Below are 20,218 nucleotides of genomic sequence, written 5' to 3' on the forward strand. Positions count from 1 at the left end.
GTCATAAGCAGCTCTCCAATTGCTCATGACGCCCAGCTTGGCCCGCAGTTATACCACTTTCGCGAAAATGGTATAACCGGACCGGAACCTGTGTTATACCATTTTCGCGAAAATGGTATAACGCGATGAAACAGCTCGATCTGACCTACCAGACCCTCTACTCGGAACTCGCTCAACGCAGCCTCGATGCCGCCTTCACGTCCGAGTTCGAACTCGATGGACGCTTCGTAGCTGTTGAGGTCAAGGGCAGGAAATTCTGGTACTACGACGCGCCCAAGCAACCCGGCGACGTCCAGGCCAAGCGTCGTACCTACGTCGGCCCCTCCGACGATGAGGAGATCACCCGGCGCGTCGAGCAGTTCAAGGACCTCAAGGAAGACTACCGCGTCCGCTCGCGCCTTGTTTCCACGCTTGTGCGCGAAGCCTACCTGCCTCGCCCCCAGCCGCTCGCCGGCAACATCGTCGAAGCGCTCTCTCGCGCTGGTTTCTTCCGGCTTCGCGGTGTGCTGATCGGTACCGTGGCGTTTCAGTGCTACTCGGCGCTGCTGGGTGTCCGCATGCCCGGCGCGATCATGCAGACCGGCGATGCCGACTTCGCCCAGTTCCATTCGATCGCCAACGCGGTCGACGATAGCATGCCGTCCATCCTCGACGTGTTGCGCGAGGTGGATCCCACCTTCCGGGAGATTCCGCATCGCAATGATGGACGCTATACCACACAGTACAGCACCCGCTCGGGTTACAAGGTCGAGTTCCTCACTCCCAACACCGGCTCGGACGATCACACCGATCGGCCTGCCGCCATGCCGGCATTGGGTGCAACCGCAGCGCAACCGCTCCGCTTCCTCGACTTTCTGATTTATGAGCTAGTTCGCGCTGTGCTTCTACATGGTGCCGGCGTGCCTGTGCTGGTGCCTGCCCCCGAGCGTTATGCCATCCACAAGCTGATCGTCGCCACGCGCCGGCTCACGGACAACGACGGCCTCGCAAAGAGCCGCAAGGATGTGCAACAGGCAACGGAGATCATGCAGGCCATGGTCCAGACCCGCCAGACCGACGCCCTCGCCGACGCCTACATGACGGCGTGGGATCGTGGCCCGGCCTGGCGCGACGCCATCCGACAAAGCCTGCGGACTATCGATCCGGAAGTGTTGGAAGACATTCGGCGGGCGCTACTGGTCTCACTTGAACGCATGCTCGGCGACCCGGTCCGCTACGAACTGGCCGCCCGGCCGGCTTAAACCGGCGGCATCAGCCCTTCCGACTTCCGCTTCTTGCCCTTGAACGGCTCCATGCCCTCGTTGGCGAGCTGGTCGGCGCGTTCGTTCATTTCGTCGCCATTGTGGCCCTTGACCCAGTGCCAGTTGATCTTGTGGCGCTGGGTGGCGGCGTCGAGGGACTGCCAGAGTTCGACGTTCTTGACCGGCTTCTTGTCAGCTGTGCGCCAGCCGTTCTTCTTCCAGCCGTGAATCCACTTGGTCAGCCCGTCCTTGACGTAATTGCTGTCGGTGTGGAGCTCGATCTCGCACGGCCGCTTCAGCGCGGTCAGTGCTTCGATGGCGGCGGTGAGTTCCATCTGGTTGTTGGTGGTGAGCGGCGCGCCGCCCTTCAGCTCTTTCACCGTGTCGCCATACTGCAGCACGGCGCCCCAACCGCCGGGACCGGGGTTGCCTGAGCAGGCGCCATCGGTGTGGATGATAACAGAGTTCATGCGGGCGGCCGATCGTAGCGGTAGAACTCGACATCGGGATGGCCGTAGCTGTCTCCCGTATGGGTGTAGACGCCGCCGAGCTTGCGCAGCACCTTCAGCGAGGGCTCGTTGCGCGCGTCCGCCATGCCGAGGAAATGGTCGCGGTCGGTGTCGCGCCAATACCAGTCCCTGAGAGCGCTCGCCGCCTCGTACACGTAGCCCTGGCCCCAGAACTCCGGATAGAGCGAGTAGCCGATCTCCGGGATCTCGTCGGCGCCGTAGATACCGAAGCCACAGCGCCCCACGAGCACGCCATCGGCCTTCCGCGTCACCCGGAGCTTGCCCATCTTCTGGCGCTCGAACAGCGCGATCCAGTGGGCGAGCGCCTTGTCCATGTCCGCCTTGCTCCACGGCTGTCCGTGCCCGGTGAGATAGCGCGCCACCGTCGGATCGCCATGCAGGCGGTAGAGGTCGTCGATCTGGTCGGCACGCCAGCCGGAGAGGACCAGCCGCTCCGTTTCCAAGAGGGTCAGGTCAGTCATGCGGCGGGCTGGGCTCTGAGTTCGCGGGGCAGGTTGAAGACGATGCTCTCGCGCTGCTCGCCGCTGGCGCTGACCGCGATGTCGAAGCGCTGCGCGAAGGCCTCGATGACCTCATCGACCAGCGTCTCGGGGGCAGAGGCGCCGGCGGTGATGCCCAGCGTCTTGATGCCCTCGAACTTGCTCCAGTCGATCTTGTCGGCGCGCTCGACCAGCGAGGCGTTGGGGCAGCCGTTGCGCTGCGCCACTTCGACCAGGCGCACCGAGTTCGACGATTCCGGCGCGCCGACCACGATCATCGCATCGACATTCGGCGCCACCCGCTTCACCGCTTCCTGGCGGTTGGTGGTGGCGTAGCAGATGTCTTCCTTGTGCGGCAGCGCGATGGTCGGAAAGCGCCGGCGCAGCACCTCGACGATAGCGGAGGTGTCGTCGACGCTGAGCGTCGTCTGCGTCACGTAGGCGAGCTTGGCCGGGTCCCGGGGCACGAAGCTCTCAGCTTCCTCGACCGTCTGGATCAGCGTGATGGCTTCATCGGGCAACTGGCCCATGGTGCCGATCACCTCGACATGGCCTGCATGCCCGATGAGGACGATCTCGCGGCCCTCATTGTGGTGCCGGTTGGCCTCGATATGGACCTTCGACACCAGCGGGCAGGTCGCATCGAGAAAGAACATGTTGCGCGCCTTGGCGCCGGCCGGCACGGACTTGGGCACCCCGTGGGCGGAAAACACGACGGGAGCGCCGGTATCCGGGATCTCGTCGAGCTCCTCGACGAACACCGCGCCCTTCTGGCGCAGGCCGTCGACGACGTATTTGTTGTGGACGATGGCGTGGCGCACATAGACCGGCGCGCCGTAGCGCTCGAGCGCCAGTTCGACGATCTGGATGGCGCGATCGACGCCGGCGCAGAAACCGCGCGGCGCACACAGCGTAATGTCCAAGTGCGGCCTTGTTTGCATAGGAGAGCAGATGCGTTCAATGCCCAGGCAAGTCAAGGTAGCAATGCCGCGACCCAAGGGCACGGGCAACGGTGCGTCAAGCCGATCACAAGTGATCAGTTGCGGTGCAACGGCCTGAACGGCAATATGTTTCGCAACTTGGCGGAAGGTGTCCCCGGTGACCCTGGCAATGGAGATGTTCGCGATCGCGCCCGCCACGGGCAAGGCGAACCTTTCCTCGATCCAGGACGGGTTGCTGGTCGGCAAGGCTTTGTGGCTGAGCCGCGCTGCCGAAGCCGGGTTGCCCGTTGCCCCGACCATTGTCATCAGTCGCGCCGCCTGGAACGCCCTGCAGGAAGAGCGCAAGGCGAAGGACGACCGGCTGCGCATCCATTGGGTGGCGACGCTGTTCCGGCTGGTTGGCCGCGATGGCCGGCCGCCGGCGCTGGTGGTGCGCACGTCGAGCGCGGCGCACAGTTCGGGCCTGATGCCGGCACGGCCGGGGCTGAGCCCGCCTGCCAACGAGGCCGAGTCCGTCGACCCGGCACGGCCGTTGGCAAAGGCCATCTCGGATGCCTTTGCGTCCTACGCCACATTCGATCCGCGCCCAGAGCGGCAGATCGTCATTGTCCAGGCGATGGCTGACGGGGACGTTCGGCAGTTCCTCACTCGCGACGCGCAGACGGGAGTGCTTGGCCCGGCGCCAGTCAATGGCACGCCGTTCGGTCCCTTGCCGACTTCTGCAACGGCGTTCGTCGATCTGCTGGATGCGGCGGCTGGGCAGCATCTGAGCTGCCTGGTGTCAATCGAGGGTGACACGGTCCGCCTGCTTTCGGCTCGTGCCGCCCCGGCTTCGGCAGCAGCCGAACTCGAAGCCGCCGTTGATCGTGTGGCGCGTGGACGCTGGACGCAGCGCGAGGCAGTGACCCATATCGACCCGGCGCGCCTGCAGCAGATGCTGCATCCCCGGCTCCGCTCGCCTGAAAGCGCCACGGTGCTCGCCACCGGACTTGGTGTCTCCCCGGGCGCCGCCAGTGGCGTCATCGTCTTCAACTCCGAGGATGCGGCGCGGATGAAGGCGCGCGGCCGGCATTGCATCCTCGTCGTCACCGAGACCGGCCCGACCGACATCGAAGGGATGAAGGCGGCGACCGGCATCTTGACCGCCCGGGGCGGCATGACCAGTCACGCGGGCGTGGTGGCGCGTATCACGGGCAAGCCCTGTGTTGCCGGCGTGCGGACACTGAGCGTCAACCAGGCGGAGATGACCTGCCGCATCGGCAACAAGGAATTCCGTCAGGGTGACCGCATCACGGTCGACGGCACCGACGGCTCGGTCTATCTGGGCGCCCTGCCACTGGCGCAGCCGCATATTGGCGGCGCGATGGGGAAGCTCCTGGGCTGGTCCGACGCCTCGCGCCGGGTGAAGGTGCGGGCCAATGCCGAGACGGTGGAGGCGGTGAATACGGCGCTGAGCTTTGGCGCCGAGGGGATCGGCCTGGCGCGCTCGGAGCACATGTTCTTTTCGCGCGAGCGCATGGTGGCGCTGCGGCGGCTGATCCTGTCGGAAGATGCCGACGATCGCGCCAAGGCGCTGACCGGGTTGGTCGATTTCCAGACCGCGGACTATTCCTCGATCTTCCTTGCCATGAAGGGGCGGCCGGTGACGGTACGGCTGTTCGATCCGCCGCTGCACGAGTTCCTGCCGCGTACCGACGAGGATATCGAGGAGACGGCGCAGTCGCTCGGCCTCGAGGTGCGTGCGCTTCGTATGCGGCTCGACCGTATTGCCGAGACCAACCCCATGTTGGGGCACCGCGGCGTGCGGCTCGCCATCACCTATCCCGAGATCCTGAAGATGCAGATCGAGGCGCTGTGCGCCGGCGTGCGTGCCGCTTCGGCCAAGCAGTCGGAGCCGGTGACGCTCGAGGTGATGGTGCCGTTCGTTTCCACTGTCAGCGAGGTGGTGGAGGTTAAGCGCCAGACCTACGCCATCGTCGAGCAGGCCGGGCTACCGCCGGCGGCCCGGGAGCGCTTCGCCTTCGGCACTATGATCGAGTTGCCGCGCGCGGCGCTGCGGGCAGGGGACATCGCCGAACATGTCGACTTCTTCTCGTTCGGCACCAATGACCTGACGCAAACCACCTACGGCATCAGCCGCGACGATGCGCCGGCGTTCCTCTCGGCTTATCAGCGCAAGGGGCTCTACGACCTTGATCCGTTCGTCACGCTCGACCAGAAGGGCGTCGGCGAGATGATCACCATCGCGATCGAGCGCGGTAAGCGGGCGAACCCGAACTTGAAGATCGGCATCTGCGGCGAGCATGCAGGCGACCCGGCCTCGCTGTGGTTTTTCGCCCGGCTGGATGTGGATTACGTGAGCTGCTCGCCATATCGGGTGCCGGTGGCGAGGCTGACGCTGGCGCAATAGCCGGCAGCATTTACGTCAGCCCAGCTGCCCCATTTCGCCCGGATATAGCCCCTTCGTGGCCATCTCCGGCCCGTCCTGACGCCAAATTTCCCCTGTTTACGGTCGGCTAACCCTAAACCCGCATTATCGCGAAGGCCGGCATTTGCGTCACAGTTTATCTGAAATGCCGGCGCGTCGTTTGTTGCGTTCGCGTGGATAGTAAAGCGTTCTGATGGCCCCGTACCGGACCACCCCGATGCGCCGTGCTCGCAATGAGCTCGCCGCACTCAAGGCATGCGCAGGTTTCGCGCTCGCAATTTTCGCCGTCGCCGGCTTGACCGGCGCCGCTCACGCTCCCGACATGGGGTCGAGTTCGGCCTATGAGGCTAGCCTAACGCGGCCGAGCCTCAGTCGTTCCGGCACGGATGTGGTCATCACCGGCTCGATCGACAACATCTTCCTTTCGCAGAGCTTCGTCGGCGCCAATCGTGCGCTGAAGCAGGATCGCGCCCGCCCGGTGATCCAACTGGCGGAACTGACCGCCAGTTTCGCCGATATCCGCGCCAAGATCGCGGCCGCACGCAACCCCAAGGGCACGGCTCCGGCGACCGTCGAGACGGCCAAGGCCGACCTTGCCACCTGGACCAAGAGCCAGGTGGAGGCCAAGGCCCCAGCCGAGATGCCGGTAGCCGTTGCGGCCATTGACCCCGCGCTGACGACCCCCGCGCTTGATGCTATCGAAGGCCTTGCCGGCACCGGCAGCGATGTGCCGGTGCCCCACACAATGTCGGAGAAGCTCGCCTATGCGCGGGCCGACCTACCGGCGACGGTGTTCGACGGCTCGGTGATGAGCAAGCAGGGCAAGAAGGTTTCCGACAAGGAAGTCTGGTGCATGGCCACTGCGATCTATTTCGAGTCACGCGGCGAGAGCTATCGCGGCCAGGTGGCGGTGGGCCAGGTGGTGATGAACCGCGTTTACCACAAACTCTATCCCGACACGATCTGCGGCGTGGTGTTCCAGAACCAGAGTAAGCGCAACGCCTGCCAGTTCTCCTTTGCCTGCGACGGCATCCCCGAGAAGGTGACCGACCAGAAATCCTGGAAGCAGGCCATGGCAATCGCCAAGGACGTGATCTCGGGCAAGGAATACCTGGCCGAAGTCGGCTACTCGACCCACTACCACGCCACCTACGTCTACCCGCACTGGGCGCCGCGCATGAAGAAGAACACCAAGATCGGCATGCACGTGTTCTACCAGTTCAAGCGCGGATGGAAGTTCGGCTGATAACTGGCTGTTTCTGAAGCTGCGGCTGACTCGATGCCCCTCTCCCCCTTGGCGGGGGAGAAAGCGAAAACTTGGGCTTAGCGCAGCTAAGTCCTTAGTTTTCGCAAGAGAGGGGGTGCGGAGCCATCGTGCCCTCCACGATCCCCTCTCTTGCGATTTCTAAGGCTTAGCAGACGCTAAGCCCAAGAAATCGCTTTCTCTCCCGCAAGGGGAGAGATGACTGAGGCATCGGTGCAAATTCGCCCAAAGCCTCAGAACTTCGCCATCTCGCGCTTAACCTTCTCGATGAAGCCTTTGAGACCCGCTTCGGTCTGGTTGTTCATGTCGTAGAGCGCCAGGTATTTTGGCGGCATCAGCGTGCCGAAGGTGACCCAGGCCCAGCGCATGGCGAGGCGGCGGGGCGGGTCGCCCATGATCATGGTGCGGAGGCGATCGCCGCCATAGGTGGTGATGTAGGCCACCTTCTTGATGTTCTTCATCGCCGGGATGAGCTTGCCCTTGTCGTTGGCGTCGCCGCCTTCGAGGACGAACGAGACGCCCGGCAGGAAGATGCGGTCGAAGAAGCCCTTGAGGATCGCCGGATAGCCATAGTTCCACACCGGGTGGACGAAAACGATCTTGTCGCAGGCGCGGAGGCGGTCGACGTAGGGCTTGGTCAGCGGCGTCAGGTTCCCTGGCACGTCGTGGTAGCCGAGCCGTTCGTCGCGGCTCATCGCCGCGATGAAGTTGTCGTCATAGAGGTTCAGCGCATCAACCTCGTCGCCCTTCGCCCGAAGGGTTTCGCAGGTCGCGTTGAACAGCGCGCGGTTGTAGCTGGTCTCGACCGGATGGGCGTGGACGACCAGCACCCTCATTCGGCGGCGCCGCCGAGCGTGTAGAGGCCGGTGAACAGCCAGGTACGGCCGGATTCGAAATCGAAATCCGGATCGTCCCAGGCGATCATCTTGCCGGGGTTGAGGATACCCTTGGGATCGGCTTCCTTCTTGAACTGCAGCTGCGCCCGGTCGGTCCGCTTCATGCCGCCCTCTTCGAGGGTGTAGCGGTGCGGGTTGAAGACCAGGCAGCCGTTCTCTTCGTGGATCCGGATGATCTCCTCGAGCCGCTCTTCCGAGGTGTAGCGGACGATGGGGAGGCCGGAGAACACGACGCGACCGTCGAAGCGGGTCATCTCGATATGCATCGGCAGCTCTTCGCCGAAGATGTCGATGATCTTCTTCACATGGTCGAGGTCGGGGTACTGGGTCTGCAGGTAGGTGATGGTCGGGTCGATCTTGAGGCCGCGGAGCGTCGTGTGGTTCCAGGCCAGCTCGTAGATCGGGGGCAGCTTGGCCTTTTCCTCGGGCGTCAGGGTGTCGGCGCGATACAGCAGGTCGCCTTCGTGGAAGGCGACGAAATCGACCAGTGCGGGGACGGCTGCAGGAGCCGCCATCAGCAGCACGACCGATTGCTCGCGGCTGCGGATGTAGGGGCGGTGGCGGTTGAAATAGTCGTGCGCGATGGGCGCGGCGACCGGCGAGATTTCCTTGCACAACAGCCCATCCTGCAGCGCCACCTGCTCGGCGAAGGCGCAGGCTTCCTGGATGGTGTCGAAGCCGACCATCATGTCGACCCAGTCGTAATGCGCGGTCAGCGGCATCTCGGCTTCGACGATGATGCCGTTGGTGCCGTAGGCGTGGGCCACCTTGAGGATGTCGGGGCCGCGCAGGTCGAGCACGCGCGGTTCGGCTTCGCAGGTGACGACCTTGAGGCCGAGGATGTTGCCGAAATTGCGCAAGCCGCCCCAGCGGATCGAGCCGACACCGCCCGAGCCGCCGGCGATGAAGCCGCCCAGCGAGGCCATGCGATAGGTCGAGGGGTGGAAGCGGAGTTCGCCGTTGACGGCGTGGATGGTCTGTTCGTCGAGCTGCTCGAGGATGACGCCGGCCTCGGCGCGCACCCGGTCCTGCTCGATCTTGATGACCTTGTTGAGGTTCATCAGGTTGAGCATGGCGCCACCCGAGAGCGGCATGGCCTGGCCGTAATTGCCGGTGCCGGCGCCGCGCGGGGTGATCGGCACCTCGTACTTGAAGGCCTCGCGCAGCACCGTGACGACTTCATCGACCGAGCGCGGCGAGACCACGATCTCGGCGGTGACGCCTTCGAGCTGCTGCTTCAGGCGCGGCGAATACCAGTAATGGTCGCGGCTCTTCTGCTGCACGATGCGCGGGTTGTCTTCGACCGGAATGTCGCCGAGAGCGGCGCGAAAGCCAGTGATATCCATGGTTTACTCCATCAGGTCGTCGAGTTCGCGATAGTCGGGAAGGCTCGTGTCGATGGCCTTGCCGGCACGAAGCACGATGCGGTCATGTTGCGGGCGGGCGTTGAGCTCGGTCCAGCTGCGGGCGCGGAACAGCACCAGGTCGGCGGGCGCGCCGGGCGCGATCACTGCCTTGTAGGTGAAGCCGGCATGCGCGGCAGGCGCTGAGCCGACGGCGCGCACCCAGTCCCACGCCTGATCCTGCGGGTGGTCGAACTGCAGGATGCGGGCGCCCTCGCGCAGCACCTCGACGCCGTCGAGATCGCCATAGGCGTAGAACGGGTCGCGGGTGTTGTCCGAGGCGATGGCGACGACGGCGCCAGCAGCCTTGAATTCGTTGAGCAGGGTGGCGCCGCGGCGGATCGGGGTGCGGACGGCGCCGTTCCCGTTGCTGCGGTCCTGCAGGTAGATGTTGCACATCGGCAGCGAGACGATGGCGATGCCGGCTTCGACGGCCTTGTCGATGGTGGTGCGCTGGGTGCGCTCGTCCTGCACGGTGAGGACGCAGCAATGGCCGGCCATCACCTTGCCGGTGTAGCCGGTCTCGAGTACCGCCTCGGCGAGATGCAGCAGGGCGTGCGCCGAGGGATCGCCGGTCTCGTCGGTGTGGAGGTCGAGATCGAGGCCGAGGTCGCCGGCCTTCTCGACCACGCGCAGCATGGCCTCCTTGGAGCGAGCATATTCGGCGACCGAGCCGCCGAGGATACCGCCCGAAGCCTTCACCTGCTGGGCGACAGCGTCGAGTTCGGCCGGGTTCACCAGCGTGTCCGGGCCCGTGATGGAGACGGCCTGCAACTCGATGCGGTCGGCCCAGCGCTCGCGCATCTGCTCGAACAGCGTCCAACTGATCTCGTGCTGGGGCGGGGCGCTATCGAGATGGGTGCGGATGGCGGCGGTGCCGTGCGCATAGGCACAGCGCAGCGCGAAATCCATCCGCCGCTCCATGTCGGCGGCGGCCCACTTGCTCTCGCGATCGGCACCGACGGCGAGCAGGGCGCCGAGCCAGGTGCCGTCCGGGTTTTCCTTGCGCGGCCAGATGTGACCCTTGTCGAGATGGGTGTGGATATCGACGAAGGCGGGGAGGATCAGGCCGGCATCGAGATCATGGCTCGGGCCGGTAACGGGGGCCGAGCCGGTGGGGCGGATGGCGGCGATGCGGCCATCCAGGATCTCGATATCGACGTTCTCGATGGCACCGCTGCCGGCCTTGCCCAACGCAGCGCTCGGGATCCGGGCGTTGCGGAGGGTGACATTGCCGGTCGCGAGGGCAGGGGTGCCGTGCACGCTCAATTCTCCCGCTTGATCGCGCTCTCATGCCAGCGGTGCAGGGACAGCCAGGCGATGAACGAGGTGAGGCCGAAGATGGCGATGCCGGTGCCGGTGAGGAGGATCAGTGCTGCGAACAGCCGGGGGATGTTCAGCCGGTATTGCGATTCGAGCAGCCGGAACGCGAGGCCCGAGCCCTGGCCGGCGGTGCCCGCGGCGAACTCGGCGACAACAGCTGCGATGAGCGCGAGGCCGCCGGCGATCCTGAGGCCGGCCATGAAGTAGGGCAGGGACGCCGGCAGCTTGAGATAGATCAGCGTCTGCCAGCGTGAGGCGCCGTAGAGATCGTAGAGGTTGAGCAGGTTGTGATCGACGCTCTTCAGGCCCGTGACCATGTTGGAGAGGATCGGGAAGAACGCCACGAGGAACGCGATGATCAGCAGCACCGTCTGGGTGTCGGGCACATAGATCAGCAGCAGTGGCGCGATGGCGATGACCGGGGTTACCTGCAGGATCACCGCGAACGGAAACAGCGCCAGTTCGACCCACTTGCTCTGCACGAGGATGATCGCCATCGCAACGCCGCCGATCAACGCCAAGATCAGCGCGGTAAAGGTGATCCGCAGCGTCACCAGCAGCGAGGGGGCGAGCGTCGGCCAGTCATTGTAGAGCGACGTCACCACGTCGCCCGGCGTCGGCAGGATGTATTTCGGGATACCGTTGAGCACCACGATCAAGTGCCACGCGATCACCGCCAGCACCAGCATGGCCACCGGCACGACGATTCGCAGCACGCGCTCGGTGTTGGAGGTGCGCGGGCGGAGGATGGCGACGGCGCTGTCGGTGCCGGCTTCGTCGTCGGTGTCGGGGGCGGTTTGCACGACGTTGCTCATCAGTGCGTCCCCCCACCGGCGTGAATGGCTTCGTGCAGTGCGTGCGACACCTCGTGGGTGGTGGCGCGGTACTCTTCCGACGTGCGGTATTCGGCGTTGCGCTCGCCGCTGGTCTTCAGCGGGATATCCGCGAACACCTGGCCGGGGCGGGCCTTCATCACCACGATACGGTTGGAAAGGTAGGCGCTCTCGAACACCGAGTGCGTGACGAAAATCACGGTGACGCCCGACTGCTTCCAGAGGCGCAGGACATCGTCGTTGAGCTTCTGCCGGGTGATTTCGTCGAGCGCGGCGAACGGCTCGTCCATCAGCAGCAGCTTGGGTTTGGTGACCAGCGCGCGGGCGATCGAGACGCGCATTTTCATGCCGCCCGACAGTTCGCGCGGGTAGGCTTCGGCGAAATCGGCGAGGCCGACCGAGGCCAGCGTTTCCATGATGCGGGGGCGGGCGGCGGACTTGCTCACGCCCTCCAGGCGGAGCGGCAGGTAGACGTTGCCGAACACCGTCTGCCACGGCATCAGCGTCGGCTCCTGGAACACGAAGCCGACATCGCCCTCGGGCAGGCCCCTGGAATTGATCTTGGACGACGGCCAGTCGATGCTGCCCGAGCTGGCGCCGCCGAGGCCGGCGATGATCCGGAGCGCCGTCGACTTGCCGCAGCCGGACGGGCCGAGCAGGCTCAGGAACTCCCCGCGCTCGACATCGAGCGACATGTCCTTGAGCGCCAGCGTACCGTTGGAGAAGACTTTCGAGACGTTCCGCATGGAGACGACGGTGTGCGTCGATTTCGGTGCGGTCCTCGGCTCGGCGAGGGAAAGATCAGTCAATGCAGCAGCCCACGTTAGGGACGAACGGCGCGGGCGGAATTGCCCGCGCCGAGTAGGTTCTTCTTACTTCACCAGCTCTTTGCCAAGGCCCTGGCAGACCAGTTCAGTGGTATATGCCTGGGTGACGTCGATGCCTTCGGCGAACAGGCCGACCTTGACCATCTGGTCGTAAAAATCCTTCCAGCGCGCGTCGGTCATGCAGCCGATGCCGCCGGTCTCCGCGTCGCCGGAAACGACGATGCCGTATTCCTTCATCTTGGCGAGGCCGTACGCGAGCTGACCATCGGTCATCTCGGGATTGTCCTTCTTGATCAGCTCGTTGGCCGCGGCGTTGTCGCCGTAGAGGTAGTTGTACCAGCCAATGATCGATGCTTCGACGAAGCGCTTGGCCACGTCCTTGTTGGCGTCGTACCAGGGCTTCATGGTCTCGATCGTCGTCGAATAGGGCTGGAAGCCGTTATCGGCGAGCAGGAACACCTTGGGCGCCCAGCCGGCCTGCTTCTCGATCTCGTAGGGCTCCGAGGTCAGGTAGCCCTGCTGGATCGCCTGCTTGTCGGCGATGAACGGCGCAGGGTTGAAGGTGTAGGGCTCGAACTTCTCGTCAACGAAGCCCTCGTAGGCGGACTTCATCCAGCTGAAGTACGAGATGAAGCCATCCTTGGAGAGGATGTACTTCGACGCCTTGGCGAGATCGGCGAAGGTCTCGAAGCCCGCATCCGGATGGGCCAGCAGCACCTGCGGATCCTTCTGGAAGATCGAGGCGATCGTGATGGTGGGGATGCCTTCCTTGACCGCGTCGATCGCGGTGGTCGGGCCACCCATGTAGAAATTGATCTGCCCGCCAATCAGCAGCGAGCGGTTGGCGCCTTGCGGCCCGCCCTGGCGGATGGTGACGTCGAGGTTGTACTTGGCATAGGTGCCGTCGGCCACGGCCTGGTAGTAGCCACCGTGCTCCGCCTGGGCCAGCCAGTTGGTGCCGAAGCTCACCTTGTCCTGCGCGATGGCGCCGCTCATGCCCAATGCTAGCGTTACCACGCCAGCCGAGATGAGCTTGGTGAAGTCGATCATCGTTAGTCTCCCTGTTAAGGTATCCGCCGGGGCTTGTCCCCCGCCCGGCCGGTCGGCAAACTTCCATGCCCGCGGGCACACCAAACCATTCATTCCGCGCCGAAAAGCAAAAGAAAAGCCCAAAATTGCGCCATTCAGCAAAGTGCCGCCAGAATAGGCAATAAGGATTAGATTGGGGCTTTCATTCGCCCTCGTTTGACGCTTAGCTGAGCATACACACCGGGGGTCCTGTGCATAAGCCGCTTTCGCCTTCATCGATTCATCCGGCGTTTTCCCGCTACAGCCTCGGTGTCGAGGTCAGTTCGCGCTCGCGCTACGTCTTCTGTTCCGGCCAGGTCGGGATCACCGCTGATGGCGCGATTCCCGCCGATTGCGCGGGCCAGACGCGCGTCTGTTTCGACAACATTGCCGCCGTGCTGGCGGAGGCCGGCATGGGCTTTGGCGATGTGGTGAAGCTCAATGCGTTCGTTACCGGCCGCGAGCACCTGGCCGAGTACATGAAGGTGCGCAACGAGCTGTTTCCGGAGCCATTTCCGGCTTCAACCCTGATGATCGTGACGGGATTCGCGCGGCCCGAATTCGTCGTCGAGATCGAAGCGATCGCCGCGATCCCCAGCTGACTGAAAGACTTCACATGAGCTATCGCAAGATCTGGTGGAACGACTTCTCCGCCAACCAATTCCATCGCCTCGATCCGAACAAGACGATCGCGGTGTTCCCGGTGGCGGCGGTGGAGCAGCACGGCCCGCATTTGCCGGTGGGCACCGACACGATCATCAACCAGGGCCATCTCGACCTGTTGGTGCAACGCGCGCCGGCGGATCTCGATATCCGCATCCTGCCGGTGCAGGCGATCGGCAAATCCAACGAGCACATCTGGCAGAAGGGCACACTGAGCGGCACGGCGACCAACCTGATCGACGCCTGGACGCAGATCGGGCTCGAGATCGCGCGGACCGGCATCAGAAAGGTGGTGTTCGTCAACAGCCATGGCGGGAACGTGTCGATCCTCGACATCGTGGCGCGCGAGCTGCGGGTGCGGCAGAACATGCTGGCGGTGAAGGCCGGCTGGAGCCACTTCTGGCCCAAGGACATCTATTCCGACATCGAGAACCGCTTCGGCATCCATGGCGGCGACAGCGAGACCTCGCTGGTGATGCACTTCCGGCCCGAACTGGTGAACCGCGAGGCGCTGCAGGATTTCCCGTCGGTCGCGCAGCGTGACGAGCAGGGCTACAAGTACATGCGGCCAACCGGCATGCTGAGCTACGCCTGGATCGCCAGCGACATCCACCCACTCGGCGCCGCCGGCGAGGCGCATCTGGCCACGGCGGACAAGGGGCGGATCACTGTCGAGACGGCGGTGGACGGTTTCATCGAGCTGCTGCGTGAGGTGGAGCGCTATCCGCTGCCGGGGACGCGCGACTAGGGAAGCCGGCGCCTCCCATTGCGCGCCTGCCTTGCACCCGGTAATCCCTGCTGATGCAGCAGTTTCAGACGCAAACCGACACTCTATCGCTCAACGGCAAGCCACTCAGCTTCGCGAGCCTGGCGCGTATCGGCGCGCGTGCGGTGTCGCTCGAGGCCGATCCCATCGCCATGGCGCGTGTCGACGTGGCGCGCAAGGTGGTCGACGACAAGCTCGCGCGCGGTGAGTCGGTGTATGGCGCCAATACCGGCGTCGGGGCGATGAAGGACGTCGAGTGGACGCCTGAGCAGCTCGAGACCTTCAATCTCGGGCTGGTGCGCGCCCACCATTTCGGCACCGGCGCGCCGTTTCCCAACTCGGTGGTGCGCAGCGCCATGGCGATCCGCGTCAACACGGCGCTGACCGGGCGGGTGGGGTGCTCGCGCGCGCTCGTTGACGCGTATCTGGCGCTGCTCGACAGGGATGTGGTGCCGGTGGTGCGGCGTACCGGCTCGATCGGCACCGCCGATATTGGGCTGATGGGCCAGATCGGCGCCGTGCTGACCGGCGTCGGCGAGGCGGTGTACCAGAACCGACGGATGTCAGCCGAAGCCGCGCTCGCTGAAGCCGGATTGGCGCCTTGCCGTATGGCGCCGCGCGACAGCCTCGCCTCGATCAGCGTCAATGCCGTTGGCTTTGCGGCCGCGGCCGAGGCGGTGCGTTCGGCAGCGTCGGCGGTGCGCATGCTGCTGGCGACGAGCCTCACCACGGCCGGCGCGTTGGGCGCGTCTCGCGACCCGTGGAAGGCCGTGGCGCATGTGGGGACCGAGCGCGAGGCCGAGATCGGCGCGTGGCTTTATCACAATGCCATGGGCTGGGACTGGCCCAACGCCACGCACGTGCAGGATCCGCTGTCGCTGCGCATGATGGCGCAGGTGTTCGGCTCGGTGTTCGACACGCTGCTGGTGGCGGGGCGGACTGTGCTGGCCGCCACCGGCCGCACCGACGACAACCCTGTGGTGGTCGAAGGACAGGTGCTGACCTCGGGCGGCTCGCTGCCGCTTGATGTGACGATTTACCTGCAGACCGCGCAGCTGGCGCTGGCACATGCGGCGCGCAACTCGTTCAACAGGTGCGTGCTGCTGAGCAACGGAGCGCGGCGCGACCTGCCGATCAACCTGGTGCCGCGCGGCGCGATTGCTACCGGCTTCGGCCCGATCATCAAGCTGGCGGGCGAGCTGTTTGCACGGGCGCTGTCGATGGCCATGCCGGTCTCCGCGCAATCGCTGGTGGTGGCCGCCGGGCTCGAGGACGAGGTGTCGTTCCTGCCGCTGGTGGTCGAGCGGTTGGAGCGGCAGGTGCGGGCGCTACGGCGTCTCGCGGCGCTCGAGGGGCTGCTGGCGGCGCAGGCGATGGACATTCACGGCGACCGGCCGAGTGGCGTGCCGGGGATGATCTACGCGAAGGTGCGCAAGCACGCGGCGTTCTACGAAATCGACCGGCCACTTTCCGCCGAGGTGGAAATCATCGAAAGCGATCTCGGTTCCGAACAGGCAATGGCGGAACTGATTTCCCACGCACCCATTCCTGCACTGGACGAGTTTTTCGCGCTCGGCCCCGTCACGTAGCATGCCGGAGTATGACTTTTCCTTGGCGCCCGTATAGGTTTGGCGCCAATTCCGGCCCTAGGGATCGTGCACGGCGGCCGGAACAATAAGGAGACCATCATGCTTTCGAAGAAACTGCTCGGCGCCGTTGCGGCGCTGGCCTTCACGGTGACCGCGGCCAACGCCCAGGTCGTCGTGTCGTCGAAGATCGATACCGAAGGTGGCTTGCTCGGCAACATCATCAGCCAGGTGCTGCAGGCCAATGGCGTCGCCGTAACCGAGAAAATCCAGCTCGGCGGTACGCCCGTCGTCCGCCAGGCAATTACCGCCGGCGAGATCGACATCTACCCCGAATACACCGGCAACGCCGCGTTCTTCTTCGAGAAGGCCGACGACCCGCTGTGGAACGACGCCGCGAAGGCCTATGAAGAGGCCAAGAAGCTCGACTACGACGCCAACAAGATCGTCTGGCTGTCGCCCGCTCCGGCCAATAACACCTGGGCCGTGGCGGTTCGCAAGGATGTAGCCGACGCCAACAAGCTCGCGACGTTCTCCGATCTCGGCAAGTACATTGCCGGTGGTGGAAACATCAAGCTGGCGGCCTCGGCCGAGTTCGTCTCGTCCCCCGCCGCCCTCCCGAAGTTCCAGGAAGTCTACGGCTTCACGCTGAAGCCCGACCAGCTGGTGACGCTCTCGGGCGGTGACACCGCGGCGACGATTGCTGCGGCCGCGCAGCAGACCAACGGCGTCAACGCCGCGATGGTCTACGGCACCGATGGTGGCATTGCCCCCTCGGGCCTGGTCGTCATGACCGACGACAAGGGCGTGCAGCCGGTCTACGAGCCGGCGCCGATCATCCGTGAAGCGGTGCTTAAGGCTAACCCGCAGATCGAAGAGCTGCTGAAGCCGGTGTTCGCCAAGCTCGACCTCGCGACGCTGCAGACGCTCAACGGCCGCATCCAGGTCGGCGGCGAAGCTGCTAAGGACGTCGCCATCGACTGGCTGAAGACCAACGGCTTCCTGAAGTAAGCCTTGGCGCAGACAGTGCATTTTGGGGGTGGGCAGGAATACTGCCCACCCCTAATGTTTTCGCGATGAGCGAACGGACACCATGACAGACATCGCGGTTCCCCAAGCTGGCCGGTTGCCGTTCGCCGTCGACAAGCTCGGCGTGCTGATCGCGGGGCTGGCGGCTGTCGCGTCGTTCCTGCCGTTCGCAGCGTTTCGCGCTAATCGCATCGTGCTGGGGGAATCGAAGGGGATATTCGTTGCGCTGCCCGGGTGGGAGGCGGTGTTGCTGGCGTTGGTGCTGGTGGCTGGCATCGGCATCGCGTTGTTCCGGACGCCGACGCTGTGGCGGTTGGCGACGAGCTTGGTGGTGCTGGCGCTGCTGTTCATCGCTATCGGCCATGCCGGCACGTTCCTGACGCCGCCGGGAGACAAGATTGCCCGCGTTTCACCCGGTGGCGGCTTCTGGCTGCTGATCTTTGCCTTTGCGCTGCTCGCCGCCGATGCTGTCGCGCGGCTGAGGCTGAGGCCCTGGACGCGGATCGGGGTGCTGGCGGCGGTGGCGGTGTTCTTCGCGGTGCTGCTCGTTTCCGGCACGCTCAACGACCTGTCGATCCTGCGCGAGTATTTCAACCGCGGCGACACCTTCTGGCGCGAGGCGCAGACGCATCTGGCGCTAGCGCTCGGCTCGCTCGCGGCGGCGACGGTCGCTGGTATTCCCATCGGCATCCTTTGCCACCGCAGCGATGCGTGGCGGGCGCCGGTGCTGAATGTGCTGAACGCCATCCAGACCATTCCGTCGATCGCGCTGTTCGGGCTGCTCATCGCGCCGCTGGCCTGGGTGGCGGCGAACGTTCCCGGCGCTTCGGCGGTTGGTATTTCCGGAATTGGTGCGGCGCCGGCGATGGTGGCCCTTTTCGCCTACTCGCTGCTGCCGGTGGTGGCTAACACCGTGGTGGGTCTCGACAATGTGCCGCCGGCCGCCAATGACGCGGCCAAGGGCATGGGGATGACCGACTGGCAGCGGCTCACGACGGTCGAGTTCCCTCTGGCCTTTCCGGTGATCCTCACCGGCATCCGGATTGTGCTGGTGCAGAACATCGGGCTCGCCACCATTGCTGCGCTGATCGGCGGCGGCGGGTTCGGGGTGTTCGTGTTCCAGGGCGTCGGGCAGACGGCGATGGACCTGGTGCTGCTGGGCGCCGTGCCGACCGTGGCCCTGGCCTTTGCAGCGGCCGTAGTGCTTGATTCTGTTGTGGAAATGGTCTCGCCCAAGGATATTCACCGTGATTGAGATCGAAGCCCTCACCAAGGACTATCTCGAGCTGACCGTGGTCGACCACGTGAGCCTCACCGTCGCGGACGGCGAGCTTGCGGTGATCGTCGGCACGTCGGGTTCGGGCAAGACGACTTTGTTGAGGATGATCAACAGGTTGATCGAGCCGACTTCGGGCGTGGTGAAGATCGACGGCGAGGATACGCGGGCGGTGCCGGCGTTCGAACTGCGGCGCCGGATCGGCTATGCGATCCAGGGGCATGGGCTGTTTCCGCATCGAACGGTGGGGCAGAACATTGCGACGGTGCCGACGCTGCTTGGCTGGGACAAGCAGAAATCCATGCAAAGGGTTGATGAGCTTCTGAGCTTGTTCCAACTCGAGCCCGCGGAATTTCGTGACCGGATGCCGAGCGAGCTTTCGGGCGGCCAGCAGCAGCGCGTCGGGGTGGCGCGGGCGCTGGCGGCGGAGCCCAAACTGCTGTTGATGGACGAGCCGTTCGGTGCGCTCGACCCGATCATCCGTGCCAAGGCGCAGTCGGATTTGCTGGCGATCCAGAAGCGGTTCGGCACCACCATCGTCTTGGTGACGCACGACATGGAGGAGGCGATCCACCTCGGCACCAAGATCGCCGTGATGGACAAGGGGAAGCTCCTGCAATACGCGCCGCCCGACGAGATCATCGCCCGGCCGGCGACGCCGTTCGTCGCCGAGCTGATCGGCACCGGTGAGCGGCCGTTCCGGCTGATGTCGTTGGGCAGGGTCCGCGACCTGGTGGAAGCCGGCCCAGCGCAGGGCGAACCGATCTCGGCCGACGCCTCGTTGCGCGACGCCTATGCCGAGTTGCTGTGGACCGGGCGCGAGATGCTGCCCGTGGTCGACGAGACTGGCACCACCATCGGCCGCATCCGCCGCGACGACATCGCCCACAAGGCCGAGCGCCCGCAATGAGGCTCGGGTTGATCATCCGGCTGGTCGTCCTCGCGCTGCTGGTGGCGTTCATCCTGACGCCCGGGAGCTTTGCCTGGGTGTTCCAGCCGCTGACCAAGAACGGCCAGCCGGCGATCTATGTGCAGAATTCGCTGCTCAACCTGACGCTGAGCCACCTCACCATCGTTGCCATTGCAACCATCGCGTCGACACTGCTGGCGGTGGGGCTGGCGATCCTCGTCACGCGGCCGTTCGGGGCGGAGTTCCTGCCGCTGAGCCGGTCGCTGGCCAATATCGGGCAGACCTTTCCGCCGGTGGCGGTGCTGGCGCTGGCCGTGCCGGTGCTGGGGTTCGGGGCGGCACCGACGCTGGTGGCGCTGTTTCTCTATGGCCTGCTGCCGATCTTCGAGAATGCGCTGACTGGGCTGACGACGCTGCCGCCGGCGGTGACCGAGGCGGCGCGCGGGGTGGGGATGACCGACCGGCAGAGGCTGCTTGGTGTCGAACTGCCGCTGGCGACGCCGGTGATCCTCGCGGGCATCAGGCTCTCGGTGGTGATTTCGGTGGCGACGGCGACAATCGGCTCGACTGTGGCCGCGAGTACGCTGGGTGAGGTGATCATCGCCGGGCTGCTCTCGAACAATCTCGCCTTCATCGCGCAAGGCGGCCTGGTGGTCGGCGTGATGGCGGTTCTGATCTATGATGCGCTTTCGGCGCTCGAGCGGATGCTGATGGCCCGCACCGGTCAGCGTCGGCAGCAATCGTAGGGAACTCAG

At 65.0% G+C, this 20,218-nt stretch carries 19 protein-coding genes; 10 read left to right on the plus strand and 9 right to left on the minus strand.

All coding sequences use genetic code 11. The features are described from left to right. Positions 1-125 precede the first annotated feature (125 nt). Complete coding sequence (locus AC1DV8_RS08810; RefSeq protein WP_477157189.1) at positions 126-1,241, plus strand: nucleotidyltransferase family protein; 1,116 nt, start codon at positions 126-128, stop codon at positions 1,239-1,241. Here AC1DV8_RS08810 and rnhA read toward each other — a convergent pair. Genes rnhA through ispH form a run of 3 tightly spaced genes read right to left on the minus strand, consistent with a single transcriptional unit; the run spans position 1,238 to position 3,191 of the window. Beyond that, on the minus strand, positions 1,238-1,711 hold the full coding sequence (gene rnhA / locus AC1DV8_RS08815) for a ribonuclease HI (RefSeq protein WP_477150089.1): 474 nt from the start codon (positions 1,709-1,711) through the stop codon (positions 1,238-1,240). The two genes, AC1DV8_RS08810 and rnhA, sit on opposite strands and share 4 nt — an antisense overlap. Further along, a complete protein-coding gene (locus AC1DV8_RS08820) occupies positions 1,708-2,232 on the minus strand; it encodes a GNAT family N-acetyltransferase (RefSeq protein ID WP_477150090.1) in 525 nt (174 codons plus the stop codon). Before AC1DV8_RS08820 ends, rnhA begins: the two co-directional genes overlap by 4 nt. Further along, positions 2,229-3,191: a 4-hydroxy-3-methylbut-2-enyl diphosphate reductase gene (ispH, locus tag AC1DV8_RS08825; protein ID WP_477157190.1), complete on the minus strand. Its 963-nt coding sequence runs from the start codon at positions 3,189-3,191 to the stop codon at positions 2,229-2,231. The genes AC1DV8_RS08820 and ispH overlap by 4 nt, the downstream gene beginning before the upstream one ends. Before the next feature lie 157 nt (positions 3,192-3,348). On the opposite strand from ispH, the gene AC1DV8_RS08830 reads away from it, so the two are divergent. After that, complete coding sequence (locus AC1DV8_RS08830; RefSeq protein WP_477157191.1) at positions 3,349-5,601, plus strand: putative PEP-binding protein; 2,253 nt, start codon at positions 3,349-3,351, stop codon at positions 5,599-5,601. Between the two features lie 235 nt (positions 5,602-5,836). Further along, on the plus strand, positions 5,837-6,865 hold the full coding sequence (locus AC1DV8_RS08835; RefSeq protein ID WP_477157192.1) for a cell wall hydrolase: 1,029 nt from the start codon (positions 5,837-5,839) through the stop codon (positions 6,863-6,865). 251 nt (positions 6,866-7,116) lie between these two features. On the opposite strand, the gene AC1DV8_RS08840 is transcribed toward AC1DV8_RS08835, so the two are convergent. The 6 genes from AC1DV8_RS08840 to AC1DV8_RS08865 all read right to left on the minus strand — a co-directional run bounded on the left by AC1DV8_RS08840 (position 7,117) and on the right by AC1DV8_RS08865 (position 13,215). Next, positions 7,117-7,719, minus strand: coding sequence for an NAD(P)H-dependent oxidoreductase (locus AC1DV8_RS08840; protein ID WP_477157193.1), 603 nt, complete (start codon positions 7,717-7,719; stop codon positions 7,117-7,119). Next, complete coding sequence (locus tag AC1DV8_RS08845) at positions 7,716-9,125, minus strand: FAD-binding oxidoreductase (RefSeq protein ID WP_477157194.1); 1,410 nt, start codon at positions 9,123-9,125, stop codon at positions 7,716-7,718. The genes AC1DV8_RS08840 and AC1DV8_RS08845 overlap by 4 nt, the downstream gene beginning before the upstream one ends. Positions 9,126-9,128: 3 nt before the next feature. Next, complete coding sequence (locus AC1DV8_RS08850; protein WP_477157195.1) at positions 9,129-10,445, minus strand: cytosine deaminase; 1,317 nt, start codon at positions 10,443-10,445, stop codon at positions 9,129-9,131. A 2-nt stretch (positions 10,446-10,447) separates the two neighbouring features. Next, the gene (locus AC1DV8_RS08855) at positions 10,448-11,320 is read right to left on the minus strand and encodes an ABC transporter permease (RefSeq protein WP_477157196.1); all 873 of its coding nucleotides are present in this window, start codon (positions 11,318-11,320) and stop codon (positions 10,448-10,450) included. Further along, positions 11,320-12,084 carry an ABC transporter ATP-binding protein gene (locus AC1DV8_RS08860; protein WP_477157376.1) on the minus strand — a complete coding sequence of 255 codons (765 nt, stop codon included), beginning with the start codon at positions 12,082-12,084 and terminating at the stop codon, positions 11,320-11,322. Before AC1DV8_RS08860 ends, AC1DV8_RS08855 begins: the two co-directional genes overlap by 1 nt. A 126-nt stretch (positions 12,085-12,210) precedes the next feature. Beyond that, a complete protein-coding gene (locus AC1DV8_RS08865) occupies positions 12,211-13,215 on the minus strand; it encodes an ABC transporter substrate-binding protein (protein ID WP_477150098.1) in 1,005 nt (334 codons plus the stop codon). Positions 13,216-13,445: 230 nt separating this feature from the next. Between AC1DV8_RS08865 and AC1DV8_RS08870 the strand changes: the two genes are divergently transcribed. The 7 genes from AC1DV8_RS08870 to AC1DV8_RS08900 all read left to right on the plus strand — a co-directional run bounded on the left by AC1DV8_RS08870 (position 13,446) and on the right by AC1DV8_RS08900 (position 20,209). Beyond that, positions 13,446-13,835, plus strand: a complete 390-nt coding sequence (locus tag AC1DV8_RS08870; RefSeq protein ID WP_477157197.1) for a RidA family protein — start codon at positions 13,446-13,448, stop codon at positions 13,833-13,835. 14 nt (positions 13,836-13,849) lie between these two features. Then, complete coding sequence (locus AC1DV8_RS08875) at positions 13,850-14,644, plus strand: creatininase family protein (RefSeq protein ID WP_477157198.1); 795 nt, start codon at positions 13,850-13,852, stop codon at positions 14,642-14,644. Between the two features lie 53 nt (positions 14,645-14,697). Further along, entirely contained in the window at positions 14,698-16,251 is a 1,554-nt protein-coding gene (locus AC1DV8_RS08880; protein ID WP_477157199.1) for an aromatic amino acid lyase, read from the plus strand. A gap of 99 nt (positions 16,252-16,350) precedes the next feature. After that, complete coding sequence (osmF, locus tag AC1DV8_RS08885) at positions 16,351-17,259, plus strand: glycine betaine ABC transporter substrate-binding protein OsmF (RefSeq protein WP_477150102.1); 909 nt, start codon at positions 16,351-16,353, stop codon at positions 17,257-17,259. An 82-nt stretch (positions 17,260-17,341) separates the two neighbouring features. Beyond that, the gene (locus AC1DV8_RS08890; RefSeq protein ID WP_477157200.1) at positions 17,342-18,532 is read left to right on the plus strand and encodes an ABC transporter permease; all 1,191 of its coding nucleotides are present in this window, start codon (positions 17,342-17,344) and stop codon (positions 18,530-18,532) included. Beyond that, positions 18,525-19,463 carry an ABC transporter ATP-binding protein gene (locus AC1DV8_RS08895; protein ID WP_477157201.1) on the plus strand — a complete coding sequence of 313 codons (939 nt, stop codon included), beginning with the start codon at positions 18,525-18,527 and terminating at the stop codon, positions 19,461-19,463. The genes AC1DV8_RS08890 and AC1DV8_RS08895 overlap by 8 nt, the downstream gene beginning before the upstream one ends. After that, the gene (locus tag AC1DV8_RS08900) at positions 19,460-20,209 is read left to right on the plus strand and encodes an ABC transporter permease (RefSeq protein WP_477157202.1); all 750 of its coding nucleotides are present in this window, start codon (positions 19,460-19,462) and stop codon (positions 20,207-20,209) included. The genes AC1DV8_RS08895 and AC1DV8_RS08900 overlap by 4 nt, the downstream gene beginning before the upstream one ends. Positions 20,210-20,218 lie beyond the last annotated feature (9 nt).

It is taken from the genome of Devosia sp. P3_B2, from assembly GCF_056402875.1.

Excerpts from the sequence above, each read along its gene's own strand:
- AC1DV8_RS08810 (WP_477157189.1), top strand. The coding sequence starts at position 126 with ATGAAACAGCTCGATCTGACCTACCAGACCCTCTACTCGGAACTCGCT.
- rnhA (WP_477150089.1), bottom strand. The coding sequence starts at position 1,711 with ATGAACTCTGTTATCATCCACACCGATGGCGCCTGCTCAGGCAACCCC.
- AC1DV8_RS08820 (WP_477150090.1), bottom strand. The coding sequence starts at position 2,232 with ATGACTGACCTGACCCTCTTGGAAACGGAGCGGCTGGTCCTCTCCGGC.
- ispH (WP_477157190.1), bottom strand. The coding sequence starts at position 3,191 with ATGCAAACAAGGCCGCACTTGGACATTACGCTGTGTGCGCCGCGCGGT.
- AC1DV8_RS08835 (WP_477157192.1), top strand. The coding sequence starts at position 5,837 with ATGCGCCGTGCTCGCAATGAGCTCGCCGCACTCAAGGCATGCGCAGGT.
- AC1DV8_RS08840 (WP_477157193.1), bottom strand. The coding sequence starts at position 7,719 with ATGAGGGTGCTGGTCGTCCACGCCCATCCGGTCGAGACCAGCTACAAC.
- AC1DV8_RS08845 (WP_477157194.1), bottom strand. The coding sequence starts at position 9,125 with ATGGATATCACTGGCTTTCGCGCCGCTCTCGGCGACATTCCGGTCGAA.
- AC1DV8_RS08855 (WP_477157196.1), bottom strand. The coding sequence starts at position 11,320 with ATGAGCAACGTCGTGCAAACCGCCCCCGACACCGACGACGAAGCCGGC.
- AC1DV8_RS08860 (WP_477157376.1), bottom strand. The coding sequence starts at position 12,084 with ATGCGGAACGTCTCGAAAGTCTTCTCCAACGGTACGCTGGCGCTCAAG.
- AC1DV8_RS08865 (WP_477150098.1), bottom strand. The coding sequence starts at position 13,215 with ATGATCGACTTCACCAAGCTCATCTCGGCTGGCGTGGTAACGCTAGCA.
- AC1DV8_RS08875 (WP_477157198.1), top strand. The coding sequence starts at position 13,850 with ATGAGCTATCGCAAGATCTGGTGGAACGACTTCTCCGCCAACCAATTC.
- AC1DV8_RS08880 (WP_477157199.1), top strand. The coding sequence starts at position 14,698 with ATGCAGCAGTTTCAGACGCAAACCGACACTCTATCGCTCAACGGCAAG.
- osmF (WP_477150102.1), top strand. The coding sequence starts at position 16,351 with ATGCTTTCGAAGAAACTGCTCGGCGCCGTTGCGGCGCTGGCCTTCACG.
- AC1DV8_RS08890 (WP_477157200.1), top strand. The coding sequence starts at position 17,342 with ATGACAGACATCGCGGTTCCCCAAGCTGGCCGGTTGCCGTTCGCCGTC.
- AC1DV8_RS08900 (WP_477157202.1), top strand. The coding sequence starts at position 19,460 with ATGAGGCTCGGGTTGATCATCCGGCTGGTCGTCCTCGCGCTGCTGGTG.